This is a genomic window from Streptomyces sp. NPDC048664, from assembly GCF_040650555.1.
Classification (GTDB): domain Bacteria; phylum Actinomycetota; class Actinomycetes; order Streptomycetales; family Streptomycetaceae; genus Streptomyces.
Window position 1 is genome coordinate 173,897 of sequence record NZ_JBEZHK010000009.1, and the last position, 23,893, is coordinate 197,789.

Here is a 23,893-nt window from a genome sequence, read left to right on the forward strand (position 1 = left end):
CGGCGGCCCCGCGCCCCGGGGCGAGACCTTGGCCACAGGGGGTGGGCTTCATGGGGGCTCGGGGTGGGGGGAAAGTGCAGGTGGGTTCGGGGAGTGACCGTTTGTGGCGGTTTGGTTGCGCACCGCGGGGTTTGCATTGTGCAACCCTGGCTCCGGTTTCACCGTCTGAACGGACGGAGTGACCATGGACGCGGGGGGTACCCGCAGCGATGGACGAGAACTGAGGAGCACATGCCTGCCGACAGCACACCGGACGCCGGCATAGCCGACGAGGCCACGACGGGCGGCTCGGGCCGCCGAGCCAAGGGCTGCCGCCGCAAGCCCCCGAGCAAGGGGCGCAGAGCCGTCCGTGTCGCGGCCTGGACCGCCGCGGGCGTCGTCGTGCTCGGCGGCACCGGTGTCGGCTACCTGTACTTCAAGCTCAACGGCAACATCCACAGCGTCGACATCGACCAGGCGCTCGGCGCCCACCGGCCCACGAAGGCCGACAACGGATCCGAGAACATCCTGGTCCTCGGCTCGGACAGCCGCAGCGGCGGCAACAAGAAGCTGGGCGGAGGCACCGACGACGGCAGCGCCCGCTCCGACACGGCGATGGTCGTGCACCTCTACAAGGGCCACAAGCGGGCCAGTGTGGTCTCCATCCCGCGCGACACCCTCATCGACCGTCCCGAGTGCACGGATGCAAAGGGCGCGCAGCACCCGGCCCAGAGCCAGGTGATGTTCAACTCCGCCTACTCCACGGGCGGCGCCGCCTGTGCCGTGAAGACCGTCGAGTCGATGACCGGCGTCCGCATGGACCACTACCTCGAAGTCGACTTCAGCGGGTTCAAGCAGCTCATCGACGACCTCGGCGGGGTCCGGGTGACCACCACCAAGGACATCGACGACCCGAACAGCCATCTGAACCTGAAGTCCGGCGCGCACACGCTCGACGGCACCCAGGCGCTCGGCCTGGTCCGCACCCGGCACGGGGTGGGCGACGGCTCCGACCTCGGCCGGATCCAGCTCCAGCAGGCCTTCATCAAGGCCCTGGTCCACCAGGTCGAGCAGGTCGGCGTGCTGAGCAGCCCCACCAAGCTGTACGACCTCGCCGACACCGCCACCAAGTCCGTCACCACCGACTCCGACCTGGCCTCCGTCAAGGACCTGGCGTCGTTCGCGGGCGGCCTCAAGGGCATCAAGCCGTCCCACATGAACATGGTGACCATGCCGGTCGAGTACGACCCGTCCGACCCCAACCGCGTCATCGTCCAGCAGGAGAAGTCCCGGCTCGTCTGGAACGCCCTCAAGGACGACAGGCCGATCCCGGCGAGTGCCGTCAAGGGCGCCGCGACGGGCGAGGCCAAGGGCGTGGTGGAGACGTCCTGACCGGGCCGGCGGGGGCCCGGCGACGGCGTCGGGAATAGTTCACCCGTGCCCCCCGTTTTGGGGGATACGGCCAGTCCTGGCAGACTGGTACGTCGGCTCCGGTTCACGCGCCCGCATCCCGCGGCTGCGACCCGGCGCCCTCCCGAAATCTAGGAGACACCTTGAAGCGCGACATCCACCCCGAGTACGTCGAGACGCAGGTCAGCTGCACCTGTGGCGCGTCGTTCACCACCCGTAGCACCATCGACTCCGGCACCATCCGTGCCGAGGTCTGCTCCGAGTGCCACCCGTTCTACACGGGCAAGCAGAAGATCCTCGACACCGGTGGCCGTGTGGCCCGCTTCGAGGCCCGCTTCGGCAAGGCTGCCGCTGCCAAGAAGTAGCGAGCCCACAGCGCCGGTCCCCGGTGCTCCCCCTTCACGCACCGAAGCGGGGACACCGGGACCGGCGCTTTGCGGTGCAGCCACTTTTCGTCGTACATACGTCCTCATGCCCCGGCCGGGCGGGGGACATCCCATGGGAGCCGGAGATGTTCGAGGCGGTCGAGGAACTGATCGGTGAGCACGCCGATCTGGAGAAGAAGCTCGCGGACCCGTCGGTCCACGCCGACCAGGCCAACGCGCGCAAGCTGAACAAGCGCTACGCCGAGCTCAGCCCGATCGTCGCGACCTACCGCTCCTGGAAGCAGGCCGGCGACGACATCGAGACCGCCCGCGAACTGGCCGCCGACGACCCGGACTTCGCCGCCGAGGTCAAGGACCTGGAGAAGGAGCGCGAGGCGCTCACCGAGAAGCTGCGCCTCCTGCTGGTCCCGCGCGACCCCAGCGACGACAAGGACGTCATCCTGGAGGTCAAGGCGGGCGCGGGCGGCGACGAGTCGGCCCTGTTCGCCGGCGACCTGCTGCGCATGTACCTGCGCTACGCCGAGCGGGTCGGCTGGAAGACCGAGATCATCGACTCCACCGAGTCCGAGCTCGGCGGCTACAAGGACGTCCAGGTCGCCGTGAAGACCCGCGGCACGACCGAGCCCGGCCAGGGCGTGTGGGCGCGCCTGAAGTACGAGGGCGGCGTGCACCGGGTGCAGCGCGTGCCCGCGACGGAGTCCCAGGGCCGTATCCACACCTCCGCTGCCGGCGTGCTCGTCACGCCCGAGGCGGAGGAGGTCGACGTCGAGATCAACCCGAACGACCTGCGCATCGACGTCTACCGCTCCTCGGGCCCCGGCGGCCAGTCCGTCAACACGACCGACTCCGCGGTGCGCATCACGCACGTCCCGACCGGTGTCGTCGCCTCCTGCCAGAACGAGAAGAGCCAGCTGCAGAACAAGCAGCAGGCGATGCGTATCCTGCGCTCCAGGCTGCTGGCCGCGGCGCAGGAGGAGGCGGAGAAGGAGGCCGCCGACGCCCGGCGCAGCCAGGTCCGCACGGTGGACCGCTCCGAGAAGATCCGGACCTACAACTTCCCGGAGAACCGCATCTCCGACCACCGCGTCGGCTTCAAGGCCTACAACCTGGACCAGGTCCTCGACGGCGACCTCGACGCCGTGATCCAGGCCTGCGTCGACGCGGACTCGGCCGCCAAACTCGCGGCCGCGTAAGTCACGTGCCCGACGGGGCACGAACGGCACGAACCGCACAGACACAATCGGAGGACCAGCGTGCAGCAGAACATCGGGGGGCGCCCCCCGAGCTCCCGCAGCGTGCTGCTCGCGGAGGTGGCCCAGGCCACCCAGCGGCTGGCCGACGCCGGTGTGCCCTCGCCGCGCAACGACGCGGAGGAGCTCGCCGCGTTCGTGCACGGCGTCAAGCGGGGCCAGCTGCACACCGTGCGGGACGCCGACTTCGACGCCCGCTACTGGGAGGTCGTCGCCCGCCGCGAGGCACGCGAACCGCTCCAGCACATCACCGGACGCGCCTACTTCCGCTATCTGGAGCTGGAGGTGGGCCCCGGGGTGTTCGTACCGCGCCCGGAGACCGAGTCGGTCGTCGGCTGGGCGATAGACGCGGTGCGCGCGATGGACGTCGTGGAGCCGCTGATCGTCGACCTGTGCACGGGCTCGGGCGCCATCGCGCTCGCCCTGGCGCAGGAGGTGCCGCGCTCCCGCGTGCACGCCGTGGAGCTGTCCGAGGACGCCCTGCGCTGGACCCGCCGGAACATGGACGGCTCCCGGGTCGACCTGCGCCAGGGAGACGCCCTCATGGCCTTCCCCGACCTGGACGGCCAGGTCGACCTGGTGATCTCCAATCCGCCGTACATCCCGCTGACCGAGTGGGAGTACGTCGCTCCCGAGGCCCGGGACCACGACCCGGAGCTGGCCCTGTTCTCCGGCGAGGACGGCCTGGAGCTCATCCGGGGCCTGGAGCGCACCGCGCACCGGCTGCTGCGCCCCGGCGGTGTCGTCGTGGTCGAGCACGCCGACACCCAGGGCGGCCAGGTGCCCTGGATCTTCACCGAGGAGCGGGGCTGGGCCGACGCGGCCGACCACCCCGACCTGAACAACCGCCCGCGCTTCGCCACCGCCCGCAAGGCGTTGCCGTGAGCAGCCCGAAGAGCCGCGTTCCGCAGCGGTACACCGAGCATCACCCCAGGCAGTGCACGCAGCAGTACAGGTACGAGGAGGCCAGCTGAAGATGGCACGGCGATACGACACCAACGACGCGACCGACCGTGTGACCGGTCTGCGCGAAGCCGCCTCCGCCGTCCGCCGTGGCGAACTCGTGGTGCTGCCGACCGACACCGTGTACGGCATCGGCGCCGACGCGTTCTCCTCGGAGGCCGTGGCCGACCTGCTCGCCGCCAAGGGCCGGGGCCGCAACATGCCCACGCCCGTCCTCATCGGCTCCCCGAACACCCTGCACGGCCTGGTCACGGACTTCTCCGAGATGGCCTGGGAGCTGGTCGACGCGTTCTGGCCTGGCGCCCTCACCCTCGTCGCACGGCACCAGCCGTCCCTCCAGTGGGACCTCGGGGACACCCGGGGCACCGTCGCCGTGCGGATGCCGTTGCACCCGGTCGCCATCGAGCTGCTGAACGAGTTCGGCCCGATGGCCGTCTCCTCCGCGAACCTCACCGGGCACCCGGCGCCGGAGGACTGCGACGCCGCGCAGGAGATGCTCGGCGACTCCGTCTCCGTCTACCTCGACGGCGGCCCGACCCCCGGCAACGTGCCGTCCTCGATCGTGGACGTCACCGGCAAGGTGCCGGTCCTGCTGCGCCAGGGCGCCCTGTCCGCCGAGGAGCTGCGCAAGGTCGTGCCCGATCTTGAGGTGGCCAGTTGACAGCCCCTGACGCCTCCCGGCTCTCGCAGGGGGGACCCCCATGCGCGGCATAGGCAGCGGGGACCGGACGGGCTTCCCGGTGGTCTCCGGGACGCCGGCCCCGGGCGGTGACACCTTCCGCATCCTCCATGTCAGCACCGGCAACGTGTGCCGCTCGCCCATCACCGAGCGGCTGACCCGGCATGCCCTGGCGGACCGGCTCGGCGACCCGCTGTGGGGCGGGCTGATCGTGGAGAGCGCGGGCACCTGGGGGCACGAGGGCGCGCCCATGGAGGCGAACGCGGAGGCGGTCCTCGCCGACTTCGGCGCGGACGCGTCCGGCTTCACCGGACGGGAACTCCTGGACGAGCACGTCATCCGCGCCGACCTGGTGCTGACCGCGACCCGCGACCACCGCGCCCAGGTCGTCTCCATGGGCCACTCGGCGGGTCTGCGCACCTTCACCCTGAAGGAGTTCACCCGGCTGGTGCGCGCCATAGACCCCGCCACGCTGCCCCCGCTGGAGGACGGCGTGGTCGCCCGCGCCCGGGCCCTGGTGCGGGCCGCCGCGGCGCTGCGCGGCTGGCTGCTGGCGCCGACGGCCGAGGCCGACGAGGTGTTCGACCCCTACGGGGCGCCGCTGACGTTCTTCCGTTCGATCGGGGGCGAGATCCACCAGGCGCTCGATCCGGTGGTCACTGCGCTGACCGGCGTACCCGCCCGCACCTGAGTTCCGGGCGGCGCACGGGCGGCGGGCCTACATTGGACGTACGTTCCCCGACGCCCGGAGCCCACCATGGCGGTCACCCCTACCCTCGACGAGGCCGGCGTACTGAGCCGGCAGGACCCGGAGCTGGCCGAGATCCTGCTCGGTGAACTCGACCGGCAGTCCACGACCCTCCAGCTGATCGCCGCCGAGAACTTCACCTCGCCGGCCGTGCTCGCCGCCCTCGGCTCCCCGCTCGCCAACAAGTACGCGGAGGGCTATCCCGGCGCCCGCTACCACGGCGGGTGCGAGATCGTGGACGTCGCCGAGCGTCTCGCGGTGGACCGGGCCAAGGCGCTGTTCGGCGCCGAGCACGCGAATGTGCAGTCGCACTCGGGTTCGTCCGCGGTGCTCGCCGCGTACGCCGTGCTGCTCAGGCCGGGCGACACGGTGCTGGCCCTCGGCCTGCCGCACGGCGGCCATCTCACGCACGGTTCGCCCGCCAACTTCTCCGGCCGCTGGTTCGACTTCGTCGGCTACGGGGTGGAGGCGGACTGCGGGCTCATCGACCACGAGCAGGTGCGCGCCATGGCCCGCACGCACCGGCCCAAGGCCATCGTGTGCGGCTCCATCGCCTATCCGCGCCACATCGACTACGCCTTCTTCCGCGAGGTGGCCGACGAGGTGGGCGCCTATCTCATCGCGGACGCGGCGCATCCGATGGGGCTGGTGGCCGGGGGAGCGGCACCGAGTCCGGTGCCGTACGCGGACATCGTGTGCGCCACCACCCACAAGGTGCTGCGCGGTCCGCGCGGCGGCATGATCCTGTGCGGCGGTGAACTGGCGGAGCGGGTGGACCGGGCCGTCTTCCCGTTCACCCAGGGCGGCGCCCAGATGCACAGCATCGCCGCTAAGGCCGTCGCGTTCGGCGAGGCGGCGACGGACGGCTTCGCCCGCTACACGCGCCAGGTGGTGGCCAACGCCCGCCGGCTCGCCGCGGCCTTCGGGGCGGCGGGGATGACGGTCGTCACCGGTGGCACGGACACCCATCTGCTGGTCGTCGACCCGGCACCGCTGGGTGTGGACGGCCGTGTCGCCCGCGGTCTGCTCGCGGCGGCCGGCATGGTCCTGGACACCTGCGCGCTGCCGCACGGCGACGCCCGGGGCCTGCGCCTGGGGACGGCGGCGGTGACCACGCAGGGCATGGCGGAGATGGAGATGGAGTACATCGCCGCCCTGGTCACGGCCGTGCTGCGCGGGGAGACGGAGGCGAGGACGGCGCGTGCGGAGGTGCGGGAGCTCACCGGGAGATTTCCGCCGTATCCCCTGTACACGCAGGGAGGGTAGCGCCGGGCCCCACCGTGCGGGGAACCAAGATGGCTACCCGTACGTCTTCATCCGTATGCGGGCGAAGCTAGGGTATGGGGCTATGGATGCCCAGCGAGACCTGTGGGGAAGCCTGTGCGTGAATACCTGCTGACGCTCTGCGTCACGGCCGCGGTGACGTACCTGCTGACAGGGCCGGTACGCAAGTTCGCGATCGTGGCCGGAGCCATGCCGGAGATCCGGGCCCGTGACGTGCATCGGGAACCGACTCCCCGGCTCGGCGGTATCGCCATGTTCTTCGGCCTGTGCGCGGGACTGCTGGTCGCCGACCACCTCAAGAACCTCAACGAGGTCTTCGCGAACTCCAACGAGCCGCGGGCCCTGCTGTCGGGGGCCGCGCTGATCTGGCTGATCGGTGTCCTCGACGACAAGTTCGAGATCGACGCCCTGATCAAGCTGGGCGGCCAGATGATCGCCGCGGGTGTGATGGTCATGCAGGGTCTGACGATCCTGTGGCTGCCGATCCCCGGCATCGGCACGGTTCTGCTCACCCCGTGGCAGGGCACCCTGCTGACGGTGGCGCTGGTCGTCATCACCATCAACGCGGTGAACTTCGTGGACGGCCTCGACGGGCTCGCCGCCGGGATGGTGTGCATCGCCTCGGGCGCGTTCTTCATGTACGCCTACCGGATCTGGTACGGCTACGGGCTCGAACCCGCGGCTCCCGCGACCCTGTTCTCGGCGATCCTGCTGGGCATGTGCCTGGGCTTCCTGCCGCACAACATGCATCCCGCGCGGATCTTCATGGGCGACTCGGGGTCGATGCTGATCGGGCTCGTCCTCGCCGCCGGCGCCATCTCGATCACGGGTCAGCTCGACCCGGACGCGATGAACCTCTTCTCGGGTTCGGAGCGTGCGACGGTCCACCAGACCGTCCCCGTCTACATCCCGCTGCTGCTTCCGCTGACGATCATCGCGGTCCCGGCCGCGGACTTCTTCCTCGCCATCCTGCGCCGCACCTGGCGCGGGCAGTCGCCGTTCGCGGCGGACCGCGGGCATCTGCACCACCGGCTCCTGGAGATCGGCCACTCGCACAGCCGGGCCGTGCTGATCATGTACTTCTGGTCGGCGCTCATCGCCTTCGGCACCCTCGCGTACTCCGTGAACTCGGCGCCCCTGCTGATCGTGCTCGGCGTCGTGGCCCTGAGCGCCGTCGGCCTCGTCCTGCTCCTGCTGCCGAGGTTCACCCCGCGCGCCCCGCGCTGGGCGGAGGCGTTCGTGCCGCCCCGCTACCGCCGCGGCGGCGTGGCCCGGTCCCTCGCGCGGGACGCGCACGAGGGCGTGGACGCGGAGGCGACCGAACGGGACCGGGAACCGGAGCCGGGGCAGCGCACCCCGGTCACCAGTGGTGCGCCGGCCGGCCCGGTGTCGCCCGCTGTCACCCGGGCCTCGGGGGTCAACGGCGCGACCGCTCTCGGGGCGCGCGCCCGTCTGGACCGGCGCGGAGCCGAGTCCTCGCGCTGAGGCGCAAGGTAAGAATCCGATCGTGGTGCCACCCACGCCCTGGGGTGCAAAGCGCCCTAATACCAGACAAGGCACCCGACGAAACGCACAGACGCGCACCGTCACTCTCATGTGTGACGGCACGCACACCCTCTAGGTAAAGACCGCATCAAATAGTTTGTGATACGGTTCACGAGAACCCCGGGGATAGAGCCGAGGAACCTCAGTGCGAGGATCTCTCGGCGGAGGATCTCGCTCCGCCCGGGACTACGCTCGTCCATGACGACACCCTGCCCCCTTGTGAAAGCGGAGTTGCCGCCATGCCGTCCAATGACGCCCGGAACCTTCTGCAGACCGCTGTGCCCACAGCTGCCGCCGGCGCGCTCGCCGTCGCCGTCTGCGGTGTGGTCGCGGGGGGCAAAGGGGCGCTCGGCGCGACCGTCGGCGTGGTGCTGGCCGTCCTGTTCATGGGGATCGGCCTGTATGTCCTGCAGTGGACGGCAAAAACGCTCCCGCAGTTGTTCCAGGCCATGGGGCTGATGCTGTACGTCGCCCAGCTCCTGCTGCTCCTGATCTTCGTGGCCCTCTTCAAGGACACCTCTCTCTTCAACCCGAAGTCGTTCGCGGTGACGCTCGTCGTCGCGACGGTCGTGTGGATGGCCGCGCAGGCACGTGCGCACATGAAGGCCAAGATCTTCTACATCGACCCCGACTCCGGCAAGAGCGGGACGCCCGAGAAGACAGGGTCCGCGTCGTGAGGGGTAGGGCCGGGATAAAGGCGTGTGAGAGATCCTGCTATCGTCCGGTGCCAACTGCGGCATCGCGGGCGCGGGCATCCGAGCTGACGCCTGCTCAAGCGCGAGGCTTGGTGCCCCCCAGCCGCCCCCACATCCGTATCACCAGTCCAGTGCCGACCCGCGGCTGCGCGCCGCGCCGACACAACGAGGTTGCCGTACCCATGCGTCACGCCGAAGGAGCCCGCGGTGAGTGCTGACCAGACCCAGCTCGCCTTTGACTGGAGCTGCCGCATCCTGTCCGACAACGGGTGTGGCTTTCCGGCTCCGGGCCTGCACTCCTTCCTCTTCAAGCCGCTCGCCACGGTGGGCGGGTTCGAGTTCAACAAGGTGATGCTGCTCGCGCTCATCACCACGGCGCTGGTCGTCACCTTCTTCTGGGCGGCGTTCGGCAATGCCAAGGTGGTCCCGGGCAAGCTCCAGCTCGCGGCCGAGGCCGGCTACGACTTCGTGCGCCGCGGCATCGTCTACGAGACGCTGGGCAAGAAGGAGGGCGAGAAGTACGTCCCGCTCGCGGTCTCGCTGTTCTTCTTCATCTGGATCATGAACATCTGGTCCGTGATCCCGCTGGCCCAGTTCCCGGTGTCCTCGGTCATCGCGTTCCCGGCCGTCCTCGCGGCGATCGTCTGGATCCTGTGGGTCTCGCTGACCTTCAAGCGGCACGGCTTCGTCGGCTTCTTCAAGAACGTCACGGGCTACGACAAGTCGCTCGGTGCCGTGCTGCCGCTGGTCATGGTCATCGAGTTCTTCTCGAACCTGTTCGTCCGCCCGTTCACGCACGCGGTGCGACTGTTCGCCAACATGTTCGCCGGTCACCTGATGCTGGTGATGTTCACCGTCGCCTCCTGGTACCTGATGAACAGCTACATGATCCCGGCCGCGGGCGTCTCGTTCGTGATGACCATGATCATGATCCTCTTCGAGCTCTTCGTGCAGGCCGTCCAGGCGTACGTCTTCGTGCTGCTGACCTGCTCGTACATCCAGGGCGCTCTCGCCGAGCACCACTGAGGCCCTGCACCACCCGCCCCGCAAACTCCCTGACGTCCGGTGGCCAACCCCCACCGGTCCATGAAAGAGAAGGAAGATCCGGCATGTCCGCTCTTGAGACCCTCGCCGCTGCCACCGGTGTCCACGGCTCCGTCGGCTCCATCGGTTACGGCCTCGCCGCCATCGGCCCCGGCGTCGGCGTCGGCATCATCTTCGGCAACGGCACCCAGGCGCTGGCCCGTCAGCCCGAGGCCGCCGGCCTGATCCGTGCCAACCAGATCCTGGGCTTCGCCTTCTGTGAGGCGCTCGCCCTCATCGGCATCGTCATGCCGTTCGTGTTCGGTAAGTAATCACCCCTTACCAACACGTATCGACGAAAGGCACTGATGTGATCGCCAACCTGGTACAGCTGGCGGCCGAGGAGACCGAGCAGAACCCGCTCGTTCCGGCCGGCCCCGAGCTGCTCGTCGGCACCATCGCCTTCGCCATCGTGTTCTTCTTCTTCTGGAAGAAGCTGCTCCCGAACATCAACAAGGTTCTGGAGGAGCGCCGCGCGGCGATCGAAGGCGGTATCGAAGAGGCCGACGCCATGAAGGTCGAGGCCCAGAGCGTGCTGGAGCAGTACAAGGCTCAGCTCGCCGAGGCCCGGCACGAGGCCGCACGGCTGCGCCAGGAGGCGCAGGAGCAGGGCGCCACTCTCATCGCCGAGATGCGGGCCGAGGGCCAGCGTCAGCGCGAGGAGATCGTGGCCGCCGGCCACACGCAGATCGAGGCCGACCGCAAGGCCGCCGCTCAGGCGCTGCGGCAGGACGTCGGCACCCTGGCCACGGAGCTGGCCGGCAAGCTGGTCGGTGAGTCCCTGGAGGACCACGCCCGCCAGAGCCGCGTCATCGACCGCTTCCTCGACGAGCTCGAGGAGAAGGCCGAGGCCGCGCGATGAACGGAGCGAGCCGCGAGGCCCTGGCAGCCGCCGTGGAGCGTCTGGACGCGCTGACGGACTCGACGTCCGTGAACGCGGCGCAGCTCGCCGACGAGCTGGCCGCCGTCACCGCGCTGCTCGACCGTGAGGCGTCGCTGCGCCGGGTCCTGACCGACCCGGCGCAGTCCGGGGAGGCCAAGGCCGCCCTGGTCCAGCGTCTGCTCGGCACCCAGGTCGGCGGTCAGACCGTGGACCTGGTCGCCGGCTCGGTGCGCTCGCGCTGGTCGCGGTCCCGCGACCTGGTGGACGCCCTGGAAGAGCTGGCGAACCTGGCCGACCTCACGGCGGCGCAGAAGGCGAACGCGCTGGACGACGTCGAGGACGAGCTGTTCCGGTTCGCCCGGATCGTCGCCTCGGACACCGGACTGCGCGCGGCGCTGACCGACCGTGCCGCGGGCGCCTCGGCCAAGGCCGAGCTGCTGCACCGGCTCCTCGGCACCCGTGCCAACGCGACGACCGAGCGTCTGGTCACGCGCCTGGTGACGGCGCCGCGGGGACGTAGCCTGGAAGCGGGACTCGAGTCCCTGTCCAAGCTCGCGGCCGCGCGCCGCGACCGCATGGTCGCCGTCGTCACCTCGGCCGTTCCGCTCAGTGACGGGCAGAAGCGGCGCCTCGGTGCCGCCCTGGCCAAGCTGTACGGCCGCCAGATGCACCTCAACCTCGACGTGGACCCCGAGGTCGTCGGCGGGATGCGGGTGCAGGTCGGTGACGAGGTCATCAACGGCTCGGTCGCGGACCGCCTTGAGGACGCGCACCGCCGCATGGCGAGCTAGCAGCAACTCCATACGTAGTACTACGGCCCGCGTTGGGCCGTGCAGAGGATTCACCTCGTTACATGGGGGGAGTCCCCCATCCCCCCAAGTGAAACTTCGGGCCCAACAAGGAGAGCAGGGAACCCAGATGGCGGAGCTCACGATCCGGCCGGAGGAGATCCGGGACGCGCTGGAGAACTTTGTCCAGTCGTACAAGCCGGACGCGGCCTCGCGCGAGGAGGTCGGTACGGTCACCCTTGCCGGCGACGGCATCGCGAAGGTCGAGGGTCTGCCCTCGGCCATGGCCAACGAACTGCTGAAGTTCGAGGACGGCACCCTCGGCCTCGCCCTCAACCTCGAGGAGCGCGAGATCGGTGCCATCGTCCTCGGTGAGTTCAGCGGCATCGAGGAGGGCCAGCCGGTGCACCGCACCGGTGAGGTGCTGTCCGTCGCCGTCGGCGAGGGCTACCTCGGCCGTGTCGTCGACCCGCTCGGCAACCCGATCGACGGCCTCGGCGAGATCGAGACGTCCGGCCGCCGCGCCCTTGAGCTGCAGGCTCCCACGGTCATGCAGCGCAAGTCGGTGCACGAGCCGATGGAGACGGGCTACAAGGCCGTCGACGCGATGACCCCGATCGGCCGCGGCCAGCGTCAGCTGATCATCGGCGACCGCCAGACCGGCAAGACCGCCCTGGCCGTCGACACGATCATCAACCAGCGCGACAACTGGCGCACCGGCGACCCGAAGAAGCAGGTCCGCTGCATCTACGTCGCCGTCGGCCAGAAGGGCTCCACCATCGCGTCGGTCCGCCGCGCGCTGGAGGAGAACGGCGCGCTGGAGTACACGACCATCGTCGCCGCCCCGGCGTCCGACCCGGCCGGCTTCAAGTACCTGGCGCCGTACACCGGTTCGGCCATCGGCCAGCAGTGGATGTACGAGGGCAAGCACGTCCTCATCATCTTCGACGACCTCTCGAAGCAGGCCGACGCCTACCGCGCCGTGTCCCTGCTGCTGCGCCGCCCGCCGGGCCGTGAGGCCTACCCGGGTGACGTCTTCTACCTGCACTCCCGTCTGCTGGAGCGCTGCGCCAAGCTCTCCGACGAGATGGGCGCGGGCTCGATGACCGGCCTGCCGATCGTGGAGACCAAGGCCAACGACGTCTCGGCGTTCATCCCGACCAACGTCATCTCCATCACCGACGGCCAGTGCTTCCTGGAGTCGGACCTCTTCAACGCCGGTCAGCGCCCCGCGCTGAACGTCGGTATCTCCGTCTCCCGGGTCGGTGGTTCCGCGCAGCACAAGGCGATGAAGCAGGTCTCCGGCCGTCTGCGTGTGGACCTCGCCCAGTTCCGTGAGCTGGAGGCGTTCGCCGCCTTCGGTTCCGACCTCGACGCCGCGTCGAAGTCGCAGCTGGACCGCGGTCAGCGCATGGTCGAGCTGCTGAAGCAGAACCAGTACGAGCCGATGTCGACCGAGAACCAGGTCGTCTCCGTCTGGGCCGGCACCACCGGCAAGATGGACGAGGTGCCGGTCGTGGACATCCGCCGCTTCGAGCGTGAGCTCCTGGAGTACCTGGGTCGGTCGCACCAGGGCCTCATGACCTCCATCAAGGAGGGCGGCAAGATGTCCGACGACACCCTCACGGCCGTCGCCGACGCCATCACCGAGTTCAAGAAGCAGTTCGAGACCTCGGACGGCAAGCTGCTCGGCGAGGACGTTCCTGCCGCTGCCGCCAAGTGACGTAAGGAAGGGACCTGACTCATGGGAGCCCAGCTCCGGGTCTACAAGCGTCGCATCCGATCCGTCACCGCGACCAAGAAGATCACGAAGGCGATGGAGATGATCGCCGCCTCGCGCGTCGTCAAGGCGCAGCGCAAGGTGGCGGCCTCCATGCCCTACGCGACCGAGCTCACGCGCGCGGTCACGGCGGTCGGCACCGGCTCGAACACCAAGCACCCGCTGACCACCCAGGCCGAGACGGTCACCCGGTCCGCCGTACTGCTCCTGACGAGCGACCGCGGTCTGGCCGGCGCCTTCAACTCCAACGCGATCAAGGCGGCGGAGCAGCTGACCGAGCGGCTGGAGCGCGAGGGCAAGCAGGTCGACACGTACATCGTCGGCCGTCGTGGAGTGGCCCACTACAACTTCCGTGAGCGCACGATCGCGGAATCGTGGACCGGCTTCACGGACGAGCCCACGTACGCGGACGCCAAGCAGGTCGCGGCTCCGCTCATCGAGGCCATCGAGAAGGAGACGGGACAGGGCGGCGTGGACGAACTCCACATCGTCTACACCGAGTTCGTCTCGATGATGACGCAGACGGCGCTCGGCGACCGACTGCTGCCGCTCAGCCTCGAGGAGGTGGCGCAGGAGACGTCCGGCAAGGACGAGATCCTGCCGCTGTACGACTTCGAGCCGTCGGCGGAGGACGTCCTCGACGCCCTGCTGCCGCGCTACGTGGAGAGCCGTATCTACAACGCGCTGCTCCAGTCGGCCGCTTCGAAGCACGCCGCCACGCGGCGCGCGATGAAGTCGGCCACTGACAACGCGGGCGAGCTGATCAACACGCTCTCCCGTCTCGCGAACGCGGCCCGCCAGGCCGAAATCACCCAGGAAATCAGCGAGATCGTCGGTGGCGCGAGCGCCCTGGCCGACGCGACCGCGGGGAGTGACCGATAATGACCACCACTGTTGAGACCGCGGCGGCCACGGGCCGCGTCGCCCGGGTCATCGGCCCGGTCGTCGACGTGGAGTTCCCCGTCGACGCGATGCCGGACATCTACAACGCCCTGCACGTCGAGGTCGCCGACCCGGCGAACGCGGGCGAGCGGAAGACGCTGACCCTGGAGGTCGCCCAGCACCTGGGTGACGGCCTGGTCCGCACCATCTCGATGCAGCCCACCGACGGTCTGGTCCGCCAGGCCGCCGTCACCGACACGGGTACGGGCATCACCGTCCCGGTCGGCGACTTCACCAAGGGCAAGGTGTTCAACACCCTCGGTGAGGTGCTGAACGTCGACGAGAAGTACGAGGGCGAGCGCTGGTCCATCCACCGCAAGGCCCCGCGCTTCGACGAGCTCGAGTCGAAGACCGAGATGTTCGAGACCGGCGTCAAGGTCATCGACCTGCTGACCCCGTACGTCAAGGGCGGCAAGATCGGTCTGTTCGGTGGTGCCGGCGTCGGCAAGACGGTGCTCATCCAGGAGATGATCTACCGCGTCGCCAACAACCACGACGGTGTCTCCGTGTTCGCCGGTGTCGGCGAGCGCACCCGTGAGGGCAACGACCTCATCGAGGAGATGGCCGACTCGGGCGTCATCGACAAGACCGCGCTGGTCTTCGGTCAGATGGACGAGCCCCCGGGCACCCGTCTGCGCGTGGCCCTCGCGGGTCTGACGATGGCGGAGTACTTCCGCGACGTCCAGAAGCAGGACGTGCTGTTCTTCATCGACAACATCTTCCGCTTCACGCAGGCCGGTTCCGAGGTCTCCACCCTGCTCGGCCGCATGCCCTCCGCGGTGGGCTACCAGCCGAACCTGGCCGACGAGATGGGCCTCCTCCAGGAGCGCATCACCTCGACCCGCGGTCACTCGATCACCTCGATGCAGGCGATCTACGTCCCCGCGGACGACCTGACCGACCCGGCCCCGGCCACCACGTTCGCCCACCTCGACGCGACGACGGTTCTCTCCCGTCCGATCTCCGAGAAGGGCATCTACCCGGCCGTGGACCCGCTGGACTCCACGTCCCGCATCCTGGACCCGCGCTACATCGCGGCGGATCACTACAACGCGGCCATGCGCGTCAAGACGATCCTCCAGAAGTACAAGGACCTCCAGGACATCATCGCGATCCTCGGTATCGACGAGCTCGGCGAGGAGGACAAGCTCGTCGTCCACCGTGCCCGTCGCGTGGAGCGCTTCCTGTCCCAGAACACCCACGTCGCCAAGCAGTTCACCGGCGTCGACGGGTCGGACGTCCCGCTGGACGAGTCGATCACGGCCTTCAACGCGATCATCGACGGCGAGTACGACCACTTCCCGGAGCAGGCGTTCTTCATGTGCGGTGGTATCGAGGACCTGAAGCAGAACGCGAAGGAACTGGGCGTCTCCTGACGCCGGTGCCATGACGGCGTGAGCGGAGGGGGACGAGACCGAGCCCGACGAGGGCCCGCGTCCCGTCCCCCTCTCCACACCGCCGCGCCCCCGCGGAGGGCAGACCTCCGCATCCCGGCCGACAGGCTGGGCGGGCCCGGGGCACATCGGTGCCCCGAGCCCTACTAGACTTATGACCCAACACCCGGCACAACCGCCGGGTGGTGACCCGAGGAGCCACCCTTGGCTGCTGAGCTGCACGTCGAGCTGGTCGCCGCCGACCGCCAGGTCTGGTCCGGCGAGGCCACCCTGGTCGTCGCGCGCACCACGTCCGGCGACATCGGCGTCATGCCCGGTCACCAGCCGCTGCTCGGTGTGCTGGAGTCGGGCCCGGTGACCATCCGTACGAGCGAGGGCGGGACGGTCGTCGCCGCTGTGCACGGCGGTTTCATCTCGTTCGCGGACAACAAGCTGTCGCTGCTGGCCGAGATCGCCGAGCTGTCGGACGAGATCGACGTCCAACGCGCGGAGCGGGCACTTGAGCGGGCGAAGTCGGAGGCCGACGCCTCCGCGGAGCGCCGCGCGGATGTCCGACTGCGTGCGGTGGCGTCGAGCTGACCAGAGCACGTACGCACATGACGTGACCCTCAGCCGCGGCTGGACCGGAGCGATCCGGACCAGCCGCGGCTGAGGCGAATCCGGATGTTTTTTCCGTTCCGTTACCTAGGAGACGAGGAGGTCGGTGCCGATGGTCCTCGCCCTGACTGTGTGCGGAATCGTCGTCGTGCTCGCGGCGGTGGCCCTGTTCGTCTTCGGCCTCAGGCGCCGGCTCATCCAGCGCTCCGGCGGCACCTTCGACTGCAGCCTGCGCTGGGACGTGACGGAGAGCGCCGACGCCGGCGGCAAGGGATGGAGCTACGGGGTCGCCCGCTACAACGGCGACCGCGTCGAGTGGTACCGGGTCTTCTCCTACGCCCCGCGCCCGCGCCGCCAGCTGGAGCGCTCGGCCATCGAGGTGTCGGGGCGGCGCGAGGCCGAGGGTGAGGAGGAGCTGGCGCTGCTCTCCGACGCGGTGATCCTCACCTGCCGGCACCGGGGCACGCGCCTGGAACTCGCCATGAGCGAGGACGCGCTGACCGGCTTCCTCGCCTGGCTGGAGGCGGCCCCGCCCGGCCAGCGGGTGAACGTGGCGTAGCCGCGCTCACCCGCCGAACGGACGTCGCCCACGGCGACACTCCCAGCCCTTAGGACAGGCCGCCGCTCAGGGCGCTCACCAGCTCGCCGTTGCCGGTGTCGCCGCTGAACTCCCAGAAGAAGGCGCCGCCCAGCCCCTGGCTCCTGGCCCACGCCATCTTCGTACCGATGGTGGCCGGGGTGTCGTAGGACCACCAGTTGCTTCCGCAGTGCGCGTACGCCGTGCCGGCGACGGTACCGGTGACCGGGCAGGACGTCTTGAGGACCTTGTAGTCCTCGATGCCCGGCTCGTAGGTGCCCGGTGCCGCGCCCGTGGCCGTGCCGCCGGGGGCGTCCTGGGTGACGCCGGTCCAGCCGCGGCCGTAGAAGCCGATTCCGATGAGCAGCTTGTTCGCGGGCACGCCCTGCGCCTTGTACCGGGCGATCGCGTCGGCGGTGGTGAAGCCGGCGGTCGGGATGCCGCTGTAGGAGGTGAGGGGGGAGTGCGGGGCCGTGGGGCCCTGCGGGCTGAAGGCGCCGAAGAAGTCGTACGTCATCACGTTGTACCAGTCGACGTAGCTCGCGGCCCCCGCGTAGTCGGTGGCGTCGATCTTGCCGCCGGCCGAGCCGTCGGCCGTGGTGGCGGCGGTGACCAGGAAGTGCGCGCCGAACTTGGCGCGCAGCGCGGCCATCAGGTTCTTGAAGGCGGCCGGGCCGCTGCTGTCGCAGGACAGGCCGCAGGCGTTGGGGTACTCCCAGTCGATGTCGATGCCGTCGAAGACGTCGGCCCAGCGGGAGTCCTTCACCAGGTCGTAGCAGGACTGGGCGAAGGCGGCGGGGTTCTTCGCGGCCTCACCGAAGCCACCGGACCAGGTCCAGCCGCCGAAGGACCACAGCACCTTGATGTTCGGGTATGCGGCCTTCAGCTCGCGCAGCTGGTTGAAGTTGCCGCGCAGCGGCTGGTCCCAGGTGTCGGCGACCCCGCTGACGGACTGGTCGGCGGTGAACGCCTTGTCGTAGTCGGCGTAGGAGTCGCCTATCGCGCACTTGCCGCCGGTCACGTTGCCGAAGGCGTAGTTGATGTGGGTGATCTTGGCGGCGGACCCGGACGTCACCACGTTCTTGACGTTGTAGCCCCGGCCGTAGATGCCCCACTCGGTGAAGTAGCCCAGCTTGACGGCGCCCGGGGACGTCGGCGGGGGCGTGGTCCCGCCCGTGGTGTGCACCGTGACGGCGCCGCTCGCCGGGCCCCGCTGGCCGGCGGTGTCCCTGGCCTGGACGGTGTACGAGTAGTCGGTGCCCGCGCTCAGCGCGGTGTCCGTGTACGAGGCCGACGTGACGGTGGCGACCTTGGCGCCGTCGCGCAGGACGTCGTAGTCCGTGACGCCCTTGTCGTCGCTCGCCGCGCTCCAGGACAGCTTCACGGAGGTGTCCGTGACGTCGGAGGCGGTCGGGGTGCCCGGGGCGGAGGGCGGGTTGTCGCCGGGCACCGTGGTGCCGCCGTCGCAGCTGCCGCCGTTGAGCGTGCAGTTGCCGGGCGAGCCGGAACCGGTGCCGTTGAACCCGAACGAGACGGAGGCGCCCGGGGCGAGCGTGCCGTTGTAGGACTTGTTCCTGGCCGTCCAGTGGGTGCCGGAGTGCGTCACGTCGGCGTCCCAGGCCGAGGTGACGGAGGTGCCGGACGGGAAGTCCCACTCGATGGTCCAGGAACCGAGCGCGGTGGAGCCGGAGTTGGTGACCGTCCACCTGCCCTCGAAGCCGGTTCCCCAGTCCTGGGTCTTGGCGTAGGTGGCGGTGGCGGCCGTGGCGGCGTGCGCCGGTGCGGCGAGGCCCACCAGTGAGGCGAGCGGGAGGAACAGGGCCGCGAGCGCGGCCGCGGCTCTGACGACGAAGCGCATGAGGCGCCTCCTTCGCGTGGGGGTGAAGGGGGAGTCGTGAGGGGCATGACTGAGCCTCCACGCCCACTCGCGGTGCCGCGAGAATAGAAAGGTCTGGACCAAGGGTCAAGAGGTCTGGACCAGAGTTCTCGCGTCGCGATTCGAGCCCAACTCCTCTGCCCGGTAACCGGGTTGATCGCCCCGCCGTGCACGCTCAGGAAGGGGCCGTACCCTGACCCGCACGAACCGGACCCGGGAGGGCGGATGGACGAGGCGGAGCGCGGCGGCGCGGTGCTCGTGGTGGACGACGACGCGGCCATCCGCCGCTCCCTGGAGCGGGGGCTGCGGCTGAGCGGCTTCCGGGTGCGGACCGCCGACAGCGGCCCGCAGGCGCTGGCCGCGATCGGGCGGACACCCCCGGACGTGCTCGTCCTCGACGTGTCGATGCCCGGCATGAGCGGCATCGACGTGTGCGCGCGGCTGCGTGCGGACGGCCAGGACCTGCCCGTGCTCATGCTGTCCGCCCTGGACGAGACCGCCGACCGCATAGCCGGGCTCCAGGCGGGCGGCGACGACTACCTGGTCAAGCCGTTCGCCCTGACCGAACTGGTGCTGCGGCTGCGCGCCCTGCTGCGCCGCAGACCGCCGGTGGACCGTCAGGTGCTGCGCGTGGCCGACCTCGTGATCGACCCGGCGGCCCGCACCGTCCACCGGGCGGGCCGACCGCTGGAGCTGACCCGGCGGGAGTTCGAACTCCTCGAGGTCCTCGCCCGCAACGCGGGGCTCGTCCTGACCCGCGACCAGCTGCTGGAGCGCGTGTGGGGCTACGACTTCGACGTACGCACCGACGCCGTCGACACCTTCGTCAGCTATCTGCGGCGCAAGCTGGAGACGGACGGCGCGACGCGCCTCGTGCACACCGTGCGCGGGGTGGGCTTCGTCCTGCGGGAGCCGTGATGAGACTGTCCACCCGGATAGGCCTTGCCGTCGGCCTCACCGTCCCGCTGCTCGTCCTCGCCTCCGGCTGGCTGCTGCTGCGCCTGGTCGCCCGCGACCTGCACCAGGAGGAGGACGCCCATCTGCGCCGGCAGGCCGCCGCCGTGCTCCCGGACGCCCGGTCCGTGCTGCGCGCCGCCGCCGCGAACCGGCCCGACGCCGAGGACAACCGGGAGCGGAAGCTCTACAGCGCGGCGCTCGACGTCGGCGTCCGCGTCGAGGGGCCGGTCGGGACCTTCCAGGGCGGGCCCCAGCCCCCCGCCACCGTCACCCTGCCCGCCCGGGCCCCCGCGCCCGTGACCGTGCGGGCCGCCGGACACGGCTGGCGGTCCCTGTCCCAGGACCTGTCCCTCAAGGTGAAGGGGTCCCGTGTCACGGGCACGCTCTGGGTCTTCCAGCCCGACACCGCCGACCGCACCCAGGTCGCGCTGGTACGCCGCCGCGTCGTCATGACCGCCCTGCTCGCCGCGCCCCTGTCCGGCCTGCTGGCCTGGGGCATGGCGACGGGCGCCACCGGCCCCCTGCGCCGCCTGGGGCGCCGCACCGCGGGCCTGGACCCGCGCACCAGCGCCGCCAGGCCGCTCCACGAGCCCACCGGCGTCCACGAGGTGGACGAGCTCGCGGCCACCCTCCACACGGTCCTCGCCCGCTACGACGAGCAGGCCGCCCGCACCGCGGAGGCCCTGGAGACGGCCCGCTCGTTCTCCGCCGCCGCCTCGCACGAACTGCGCACCCCGCTGATGAGCATCGGCACCAACCTCGACATCCTCGGCGACCATCCCGACCTGCCCGACCCGGACCGCGCGGAGGTGCTCACCGACCTGCGGCGCGAACACGCCCGGCTGCTCGGTCTGCTGGTGATGCTGCGGGACCTGGGCCGGGGCGACCTGGTCGAGGCGGAGGCCTTCGGCCGGGTCGACGTGGCCGAGACGGCGGACGCGGCCGTGGGCGAGGCCCGGCGCCGCGACCCGGGCGCCCGCGTCGCGCTGTACGCGGAACCGGGACTCGTCGTGCACGGCTGGGAGCCGGGACTACGGCTGCTCCTGGACAACCTCCTCGGCAACGCGCTGGCGCACGGACGCGACGCCCGGGGGCGGGCGGAGGTGGCGGTCGGGGTGCGGGGCACGGGCACCGAGGTGCGGATCGTCGTGGCCGACCGGGGCGCGGGGGTCGGGCCCGAGGCGCGTGCCTGGATCTTCGACCGGTTCCGGCGGGGCCCGGGCAGCGCGGGGTCGGGGCTCGGGCTGACCCTGGTCGCCCAGCAGGCGGCCCTGCACGGAGGGAGCGTCACGGTGGCGGACGGCCCGGACGGGGTGGGGGCGTGCTTCGAGGTACGGCTGCCCCGCTCCGGGGGGACGCTGCCGGACCGCAGGGACTGGCTGATCGCGACAGTAGGGGCGAACCGGTCACAAGGTTCCCACAAAGACGGTTCCTAGCCTGCGGAGGCGACGGACGGTCAGCAGGGCTGTCCAGGAACGGAGGATGCCCGGATGAACGCACGACGAGGACGGCGCGCCCTGTTCGCGAGCCTGGCCACGGCCGCGGTACTGGCGGCGGGCACCGGAGCGGCGGCGGCGGACGGCACGACCGCGACCGCCACCGGCACGCCGGCCGCGACCCCCACGGCCGGGCCCAAGGGCGACGGGGCGAAGGCGCTGTGCAAGCGGGTGCCGAAGATCGACCGGAGGATCGCCCGGGCGCTGAAGCGGCTCGACGCGGGTGTCACGGTGAAGGGCTCGGTCGCCCGGCTCCAGCAGCGCGTGGACAACGCGAAGCGGGAGGGCCACACCGAGATCGCCACCTTCCTCCAGGACCGGCTGACGCACCGCACGTCGCTGGTGACGACGCTTCAGCAGCGGCAGAAGGACCTGGCGGGCGTCAAGACGTGGTGCGCCGCGAACGACAACGGCAAGGACGGCAAGGACGGGAAGGAGGCGGGCTGATGCGCCGGTGGCGGTTCGTGCGGACGGCCGTTCCCGCGGTGGTCCTCCTGACGGGACTCACCGCGGGCTGCGGCCACGGCCACGCGGCGGCGGGCACCCCGTCGTCGTCCGCCACCCCGGCCTCGGCCGGCTCCGCCTCGGGGGCCGGTGACCTCGCCCGGATGCGGAAGGCGGTGGACGCCGCCGAGTCGGCCGCCGCCGCGGCGGACAGCGACGCCGCGCAGGACGACGACGCGCCCCGGAACGGCGGTCGCTGAGTCCAGGGCGCCGGGCCCCCGGAAAGGGGGCCCGGGGGCGGGGGAGCGCTGTCTCAGCGCTCCCCGCCCGGCACCCACAGCACGTCCCCGGTCTCCTTGTTGGCGTACCGGGCGAGGATGAACAGCAGGTCGGACAGCCGGTTCAGATAGGTGGCGGTGAGCGGGTTCATGACGTCGGCGTGCGCCTCCAGGGCGGCCCAGGTCGAGCGCTCGGCCCGGCGCACGACGGTGCACGCCTGGTGCAGCAGCGCGGCGCCGGGGGTGCCGCCGGGCAGGATGAACGAACGCAGCTTCTCCAGTTCCGCGAGGAAGCGGTCGCAGTCGGCCTCCAGCCGGTCGACGTAGAACTGCTCGACCCGCAGCGGCGGGAACTCGGGGTTCTCGGCCACCGGCGTCGACAGGTCCGCACCCACGTCGAACAGGTCGTTCTGCACCCGGGTGAGGACCTTGACCACCGGATCCCCGAGGGCGCCCAGCGCGATGGCGGTGCCCAGCACCGCGTTCGCCTCGTTGGCGTCGGCGTACGCGGCGATCCTCAGGTCGGTCTTCGGCACCCGGCTCATGTCGCCGAGGTGCGTCGTGCCCTTGTCGCCGGTCCGCGTGTAGATGCGCGTCAGATTGACCATGCGACCAGCGTAGTTAGCTCCGGGCCGTCCCGAAACGCACACGTGTCGACCGTCACGGTGAGCGTCGCGGCACCGAGGGAACGTTGGGCACGAAGGCCCCCAACTGCGCCGTCCGGGGCCGTGAGTGTTCGGTGGGCATGTGATGTCCGTCATGTGAGACGTGACGCGCGTTACTAACCGGCCACAGGGCCGCTCGCGGGCGTTAGGGTCCGGCCGAGAGGCATAACGTAGCGCGTCAGGGGAGTCGCACAGTGGCACGGAAGCTTGCCGTCATCGGAGCCGGACTCATGGGTTCGGGCATCGCCCAGGTATCGGCGCAGGCGGGCTGGGACGTCGTCCTGCGCGACGTCACCGACGCGGCGCTGACCCGGGGCACGGACGCCATCAAGGCCTCGTACGACAAGTTCGTGAGCAAGGGCCGGATGGAGGCCGGGGACGCGGAGGCGGCGCTCGCCCGGATCACCGCGACCACCGACCTCGACGCCGCCGCGGACGCGGACATCGTCGTCGAGGCCGTCTTCGAGAAGCTGGAGGTCAAGCACGAGATCTTCCGGGCGCTCGACAAGGTCGTCCGCGAGGACGCCGTGCTCGCGTCCAACACGTCCGCCATCCCGATCACGAAGATCGCGGCGGCCACCGCGCACCCCGAGCGGGTCGTCGGCGTGCACTTCTTCTCGCCGGTGCCGATGATGCAGCTGGTGGAGCTCGTGCGCGGCTACAAGACCAGCGACCAGACCCTGGCCACCGCCCGCGAGTTCGCCGAGTCGGTCGGCAAGACCTGCATCGTCGTCAACCGCGACGTGGCCGGCTTCGTGACGACCCGCCTCATCTCGGCGCTGGTCGTGGAGGCGACCAAGCTGTACGAGTCGGGTGTGGCCACCGCCGAGGACATCGACCTCGCCTGCAAGCTCGGCTTCGGCCACGCGATGGGACCGCTGGCCACGGCCGACCTCACGGGCGTCGACATCCTGCTGCACGCCACCGGGAACATCTACACCGAGTCCCAGGACGAGAAGTTCGCTCCGCCGGAGCTGATGCGCCGGATGGTGGACGCCGGTGACTTCGGGCGCAAGAGCGGGCAGGGCTTCTACACGTACTGACACCGTTCGCGCGGAACACGGCGGAACTCGGCGCGACACGTACGGCAATCGAAGCGGAACACGTAAGGGAACGGAAACCGCACGAGCCCCAGGGGATTCACCCCCTGGGGTGAATTCGGTATCGGTTCGCTCACGGACGGCAACCAGATCG

25 protein-coding genes are annotated in these 23,893 nt (G+C 70.4%); 23 read left to right on the forward strand and 2 right to left on the reverse strand.

What is annotated here, in order from left to right:
* Nucleotides 1–231 precede the first annotated feature (231 nt).
* The 18 genes from AB0C59_RS12890 to AB0C59_RS12975 all read left to right on the forward strand — a co-directional run bounded on the left by AB0C59_RS12890 (nt 232) and on the right by AB0C59_RS12975 (nt 16,965).
* Nucleotides 232–1,371: an LCP family protein gene (locus tag AB0C59_RS12890; protein ID WP_363003614.1), complete on the forward strand. Its 1,140-nt coding sequence runs from the start codon at nt 232–234 to the stop codon at nt 1,369–1,371.
* Between the two features lie 161 nt (nt 1,372–1,532).
* The gene (gene rpmE, locus AB0C59_RS12895) at nt 1,533–1,754 is read left to right on the forward strand and encodes a 50S ribosomal protein L31 (RefSeq protein ID WP_018535357.1); all 222 of its coding nucleotides are present in this window, start codon (nt 1,533–1,535) and stop codon (nt 1,752–1,754) included.
* A 146-nt stretch (nt 1,755–1,900) separates the two neighbouring features.
* On the forward strand, nt 1,901–2,968 hold the full coding sequence (prfA, locus tag AB0C59_RS12900) for a peptide chain release factor 1 (protein WP_363003616.1): 1,068 nt from the start codon (nt 1,901–1,903) through the stop codon (nt 2,966–2,968).
* Between the two features lie 102 nt (nt 2,969–3,070).
* Nucleotides 3,071–3,910, forward strand: coding sequence for a peptide chain release factor N(5)-glutamine methyltransferase (prmC, locus tag AB0C59_RS12905; RefSeq protein ID WP_363003757.1), 840 nt, complete (start codon nt 3,071–3,073; stop codon nt 3,908–3,910).
* A gap of 91 nt (nt 3,911–4,001) precedes the next feature.
* Nucleotides 4,002–4,649 carry an L-threonylcarbamoyladenylate synthase gene (locus AB0C59_RS12910; RefSeq protein ID WP_363003618.1) on the forward strand — a complete coding sequence of 216 codons (648 nt, stop codon included), beginning with the start codon at nt 4,002–4,004 and terminating at the stop codon, nt 4,647–4,649.
* A 40-nt stretch (nt 4,650–4,689) separates the two neighbouring features.
* A complete protein-coding gene (locus tag AB0C59_RS12915; RefSeq protein WP_363003619.1) occupies nt 4,690–5,358 on the forward strand; it encodes a protein-tyrosine-phosphatase in 669 nt (222 codons plus the stop codon).
* 66 nt (nt 5,359–5,424) lie between these two features.
* Nucleotides 5,425–6,681, forward strand: coding sequence for a serine hydroxymethyltransferase (gene glyA / locus AB0C59_RS12920; RefSeq protein WP_363003621.1), 1,257 nt, complete (start codon nt 5,425–5,427; stop codon nt 6,679–6,681).
* Between the two features lie 114 nt (nt 6,682–6,795).
* The gene (locus AB0C59_RS12925) at nt 6,796–8,184 is read left to right on the forward strand and encodes an MraY family glycosyltransferase (protein WP_363003623.1); all 1,389 of its coding nucleotides are present in this window, start codon (nt 6,796–6,798) and stop codon (nt 8,182–8,184) included.
* A gap of 299 nt (nt 8,185–8,483) precedes the next feature.
* Entirely contained in the window at nt 8,484–8,921 is a 438-nt protein-coding gene (locus AB0C59_RS12930) for a hypothetical protein (protein WP_363003625.1), read from the forward strand.
* Nucleotides 8,922–9,194: 273 nt separating this feature from the next.
* Nucleotides 9,195–9,965 (forward strand): F0F1 ATP synthase subunit A, encoded by a 771-nt coding sequence (gene atpB / locus AB0C59_RS12935; protein WP_363003759.1) that lies wholly within the window; start codon nt 9,195–9,197, stop codon nt 9,963–9,965.
* 83 nt (nt 9,966–10,048) lie between these two features.
* Nucleotides 10,049–10,294: a F0F1 ATP synthase subunit C gene (locus AB0C59_RS12940; RefSeq protein WP_363003627.1), complete on the forward strand. Its 246-nt coding sequence runs from the start codon at nt 10,049–10,051 to the stop codon at nt 10,292–10,294.
* Nucleotides 10,295–10,332: 38 nt separating this feature from the next.
* A complete protein-coding gene (locus tag AB0C59_RS12945; protein ID WP_363003629.1) occupies nt 10,333–10,884 on the forward strand; it encodes a F0F1 ATP synthase subunit B in 552 nt (183 codons plus the stop codon).
* A complete protein-coding gene (locus AB0C59_RS12950) occupies nt 10,881–11,696 on the forward strand; it encodes a F0F1 ATP synthase subunit delta (RefSeq protein WP_363003631.1) in 816 nt (271 codons plus the stop codon). Before AB0C59_RS12945 ends, AB0C59_RS12950 begins: the two co-directional genes overlap by 4 nt.
* A gap of 127 nt (nt 11,697–11,823) precedes the next feature.
* The gene (atpA, locus tag AB0C59_RS12955) at nt 11,824–13,416 is read left to right on the forward strand and encodes a F0F1 ATP synthase subunit alpha (RefSeq protein ID WP_363003633.1); all 1,593 of its coding nucleotides are present in this window, start codon (nt 11,824–11,826) and stop codon (nt 13,414–13,416) included.
* 21 nt (nt 13,417–13,437) lie between these two features.
* Nucleotides 13,438–14,355 carry a F0F1 ATP synthase subunit gamma gene (locus AB0C59_RS12960; RefSeq protein ID WP_363003635.1) on the forward strand — a complete coding sequence of 306 codons (918 nt, stop codon included), beginning with the start codon at nt 13,438–13,440 and terminating at the stop codon, nt 14,353–14,355.
* The gene (gene atpD / locus AB0C59_RS12965) at nt 14,355–15,791 is read left to right on the forward strand and encodes a F0F1 ATP synthase subunit beta (protein ID WP_363003637.1); all 1,437 of its coding nucleotides are present in this window, start codon (nt 14,355–14,357) and stop codon (nt 15,789–15,791) included. Before AB0C59_RS12960 ends, atpD begins: the two co-directional genes overlap by 1 nt.
* Before the next feature lie 222 nt (nt 15,792–16,013).
* Nucleotides 16,014–16,388: a F0F1 ATP synthase subunit epsilon gene (locus tag AB0C59_RS12970; protein WP_363003639.1), complete on the forward strand. Its 375-nt coding sequence runs from the start codon at nt 16,014–16,016 to the stop codon at nt 16,386–16,388.
* A 130-nt stretch (nt 16,389–16,518) separates the two neighbouring features.
* Nucleotides 16,519–16,965, forward strand: a complete 447-nt coding sequence (locus tag AB0C59_RS12975; protein WP_363003641.1) for a DUF2550 domain-containing protein — start codon at nt 16,519–16,521, stop codon at nt 16,963–16,965.
* A gap of 49 nt (nt 16,966–17,014) precedes the next feature.
* Here AB0C59_RS12975 and AB0C59_RS12980 read toward each other — a convergent pair whose 3' ends face one another.
* Nucleotides 17,015–18,841, reverse strand: coding sequence for a glycoside hydrolase family 18 chitinase (locus AB0C59_RS12980; protein WP_363003643.1), 1,827 nt, complete (start codon nt 18,839–18,841; stop codon nt 17,015–17,017).
* A 243-nt stretch (nt 18,842–19,084) separates the two neighbouring features.
* Here AB0C59_RS12980 and AB0C59_RS12985 point away from each other — a divergent pair, with 243 nt between their 5' ends.
* Genes AB0C59_RS12985 through AB0C59_RS13000 form a run of 4 tightly spaced genes read left to right on the forward strand, consistent with a single transcriptional unit; the run spans nt 19,085 to nt 22,016 of the window.
* Nucleotides 19,085–19,777, forward strand: coding sequence for a response regulator transcription factor (locus AB0C59_RS12985; RefSeq protein WP_363003645.1), 693 nt, complete (start codon nt 19,085–19,087; stop codon nt 19,775–19,777).
* On the forward strand, nt 19,777–21,252 hold the full coding sequence (locus AB0C59_RS12990) for a HAMP domain-containing sensor histidine kinase (RefSeq protein ID WP_363003646.1): 1,476 nt from the start codon (nt 19,777–19,779) through the stop codon (nt 21,250–21,252). Before AB0C59_RS12985 ends, AB0C59_RS12990 begins: the two co-directional genes overlap by 1 nt.
* A 54-nt stretch (nt 21,253–21,306) precedes the next feature.
* Entirely contained in the window at nt 21,307–21,759 is a 453-nt protein-coding gene (locus tag AB0C59_RS12995; RefSeq protein WP_363003648.1) for a hypothetical protein, read from the forward strand.
* A complete protein-coding gene (locus AB0C59_RS13000) occupies nt 21,759–22,016 on the forward strand; it encodes a hypothetical protein (RefSeq protein WP_363003650.1) in 258 nt (85 codons plus the stop codon). Before AB0C59_RS12995 ends, AB0C59_RS13000 begins: the two co-directional genes overlap by 1 nt.
* A gap of 53 nt (nt 22,017–22,069) precedes the next feature.
* On the opposite strand, the gene AB0C59_RS13005 is transcribed toward AB0C59_RS13000, so the two are convergent.
* Nucleotides 22,070–22,642, reverse strand: a complete 573-nt coding sequence (locus AB0C59_RS13005) for a cob(I)yrinic acid a,c-diamide adenosyltransferase (protein ID WP_363003651.1) — start codon at nt 22,640–22,642, stop codon at nt 22,070–22,072.
* 251 nt (nt 22,643–22,893) lie between these two features.
* On the opposite strand from AB0C59_RS13005, the gene AB0C59_RS13010 reads away from it, so the two are divergent.
* The gene (locus tag AB0C59_RS13010; RefSeq protein ID WP_363003653.1) at nt 22,894–23,742 is read left to right on the forward strand and encodes a 3-hydroxyacyl-CoA dehydrogenase family protein; all 849 of its coding nucleotides are present in this window, start codon (nt 22,894–22,896) and stop codon (nt 23,740–23,742) included.
* Nucleotides 23,743–23,893 lie beyond the last annotated feature (151 nt).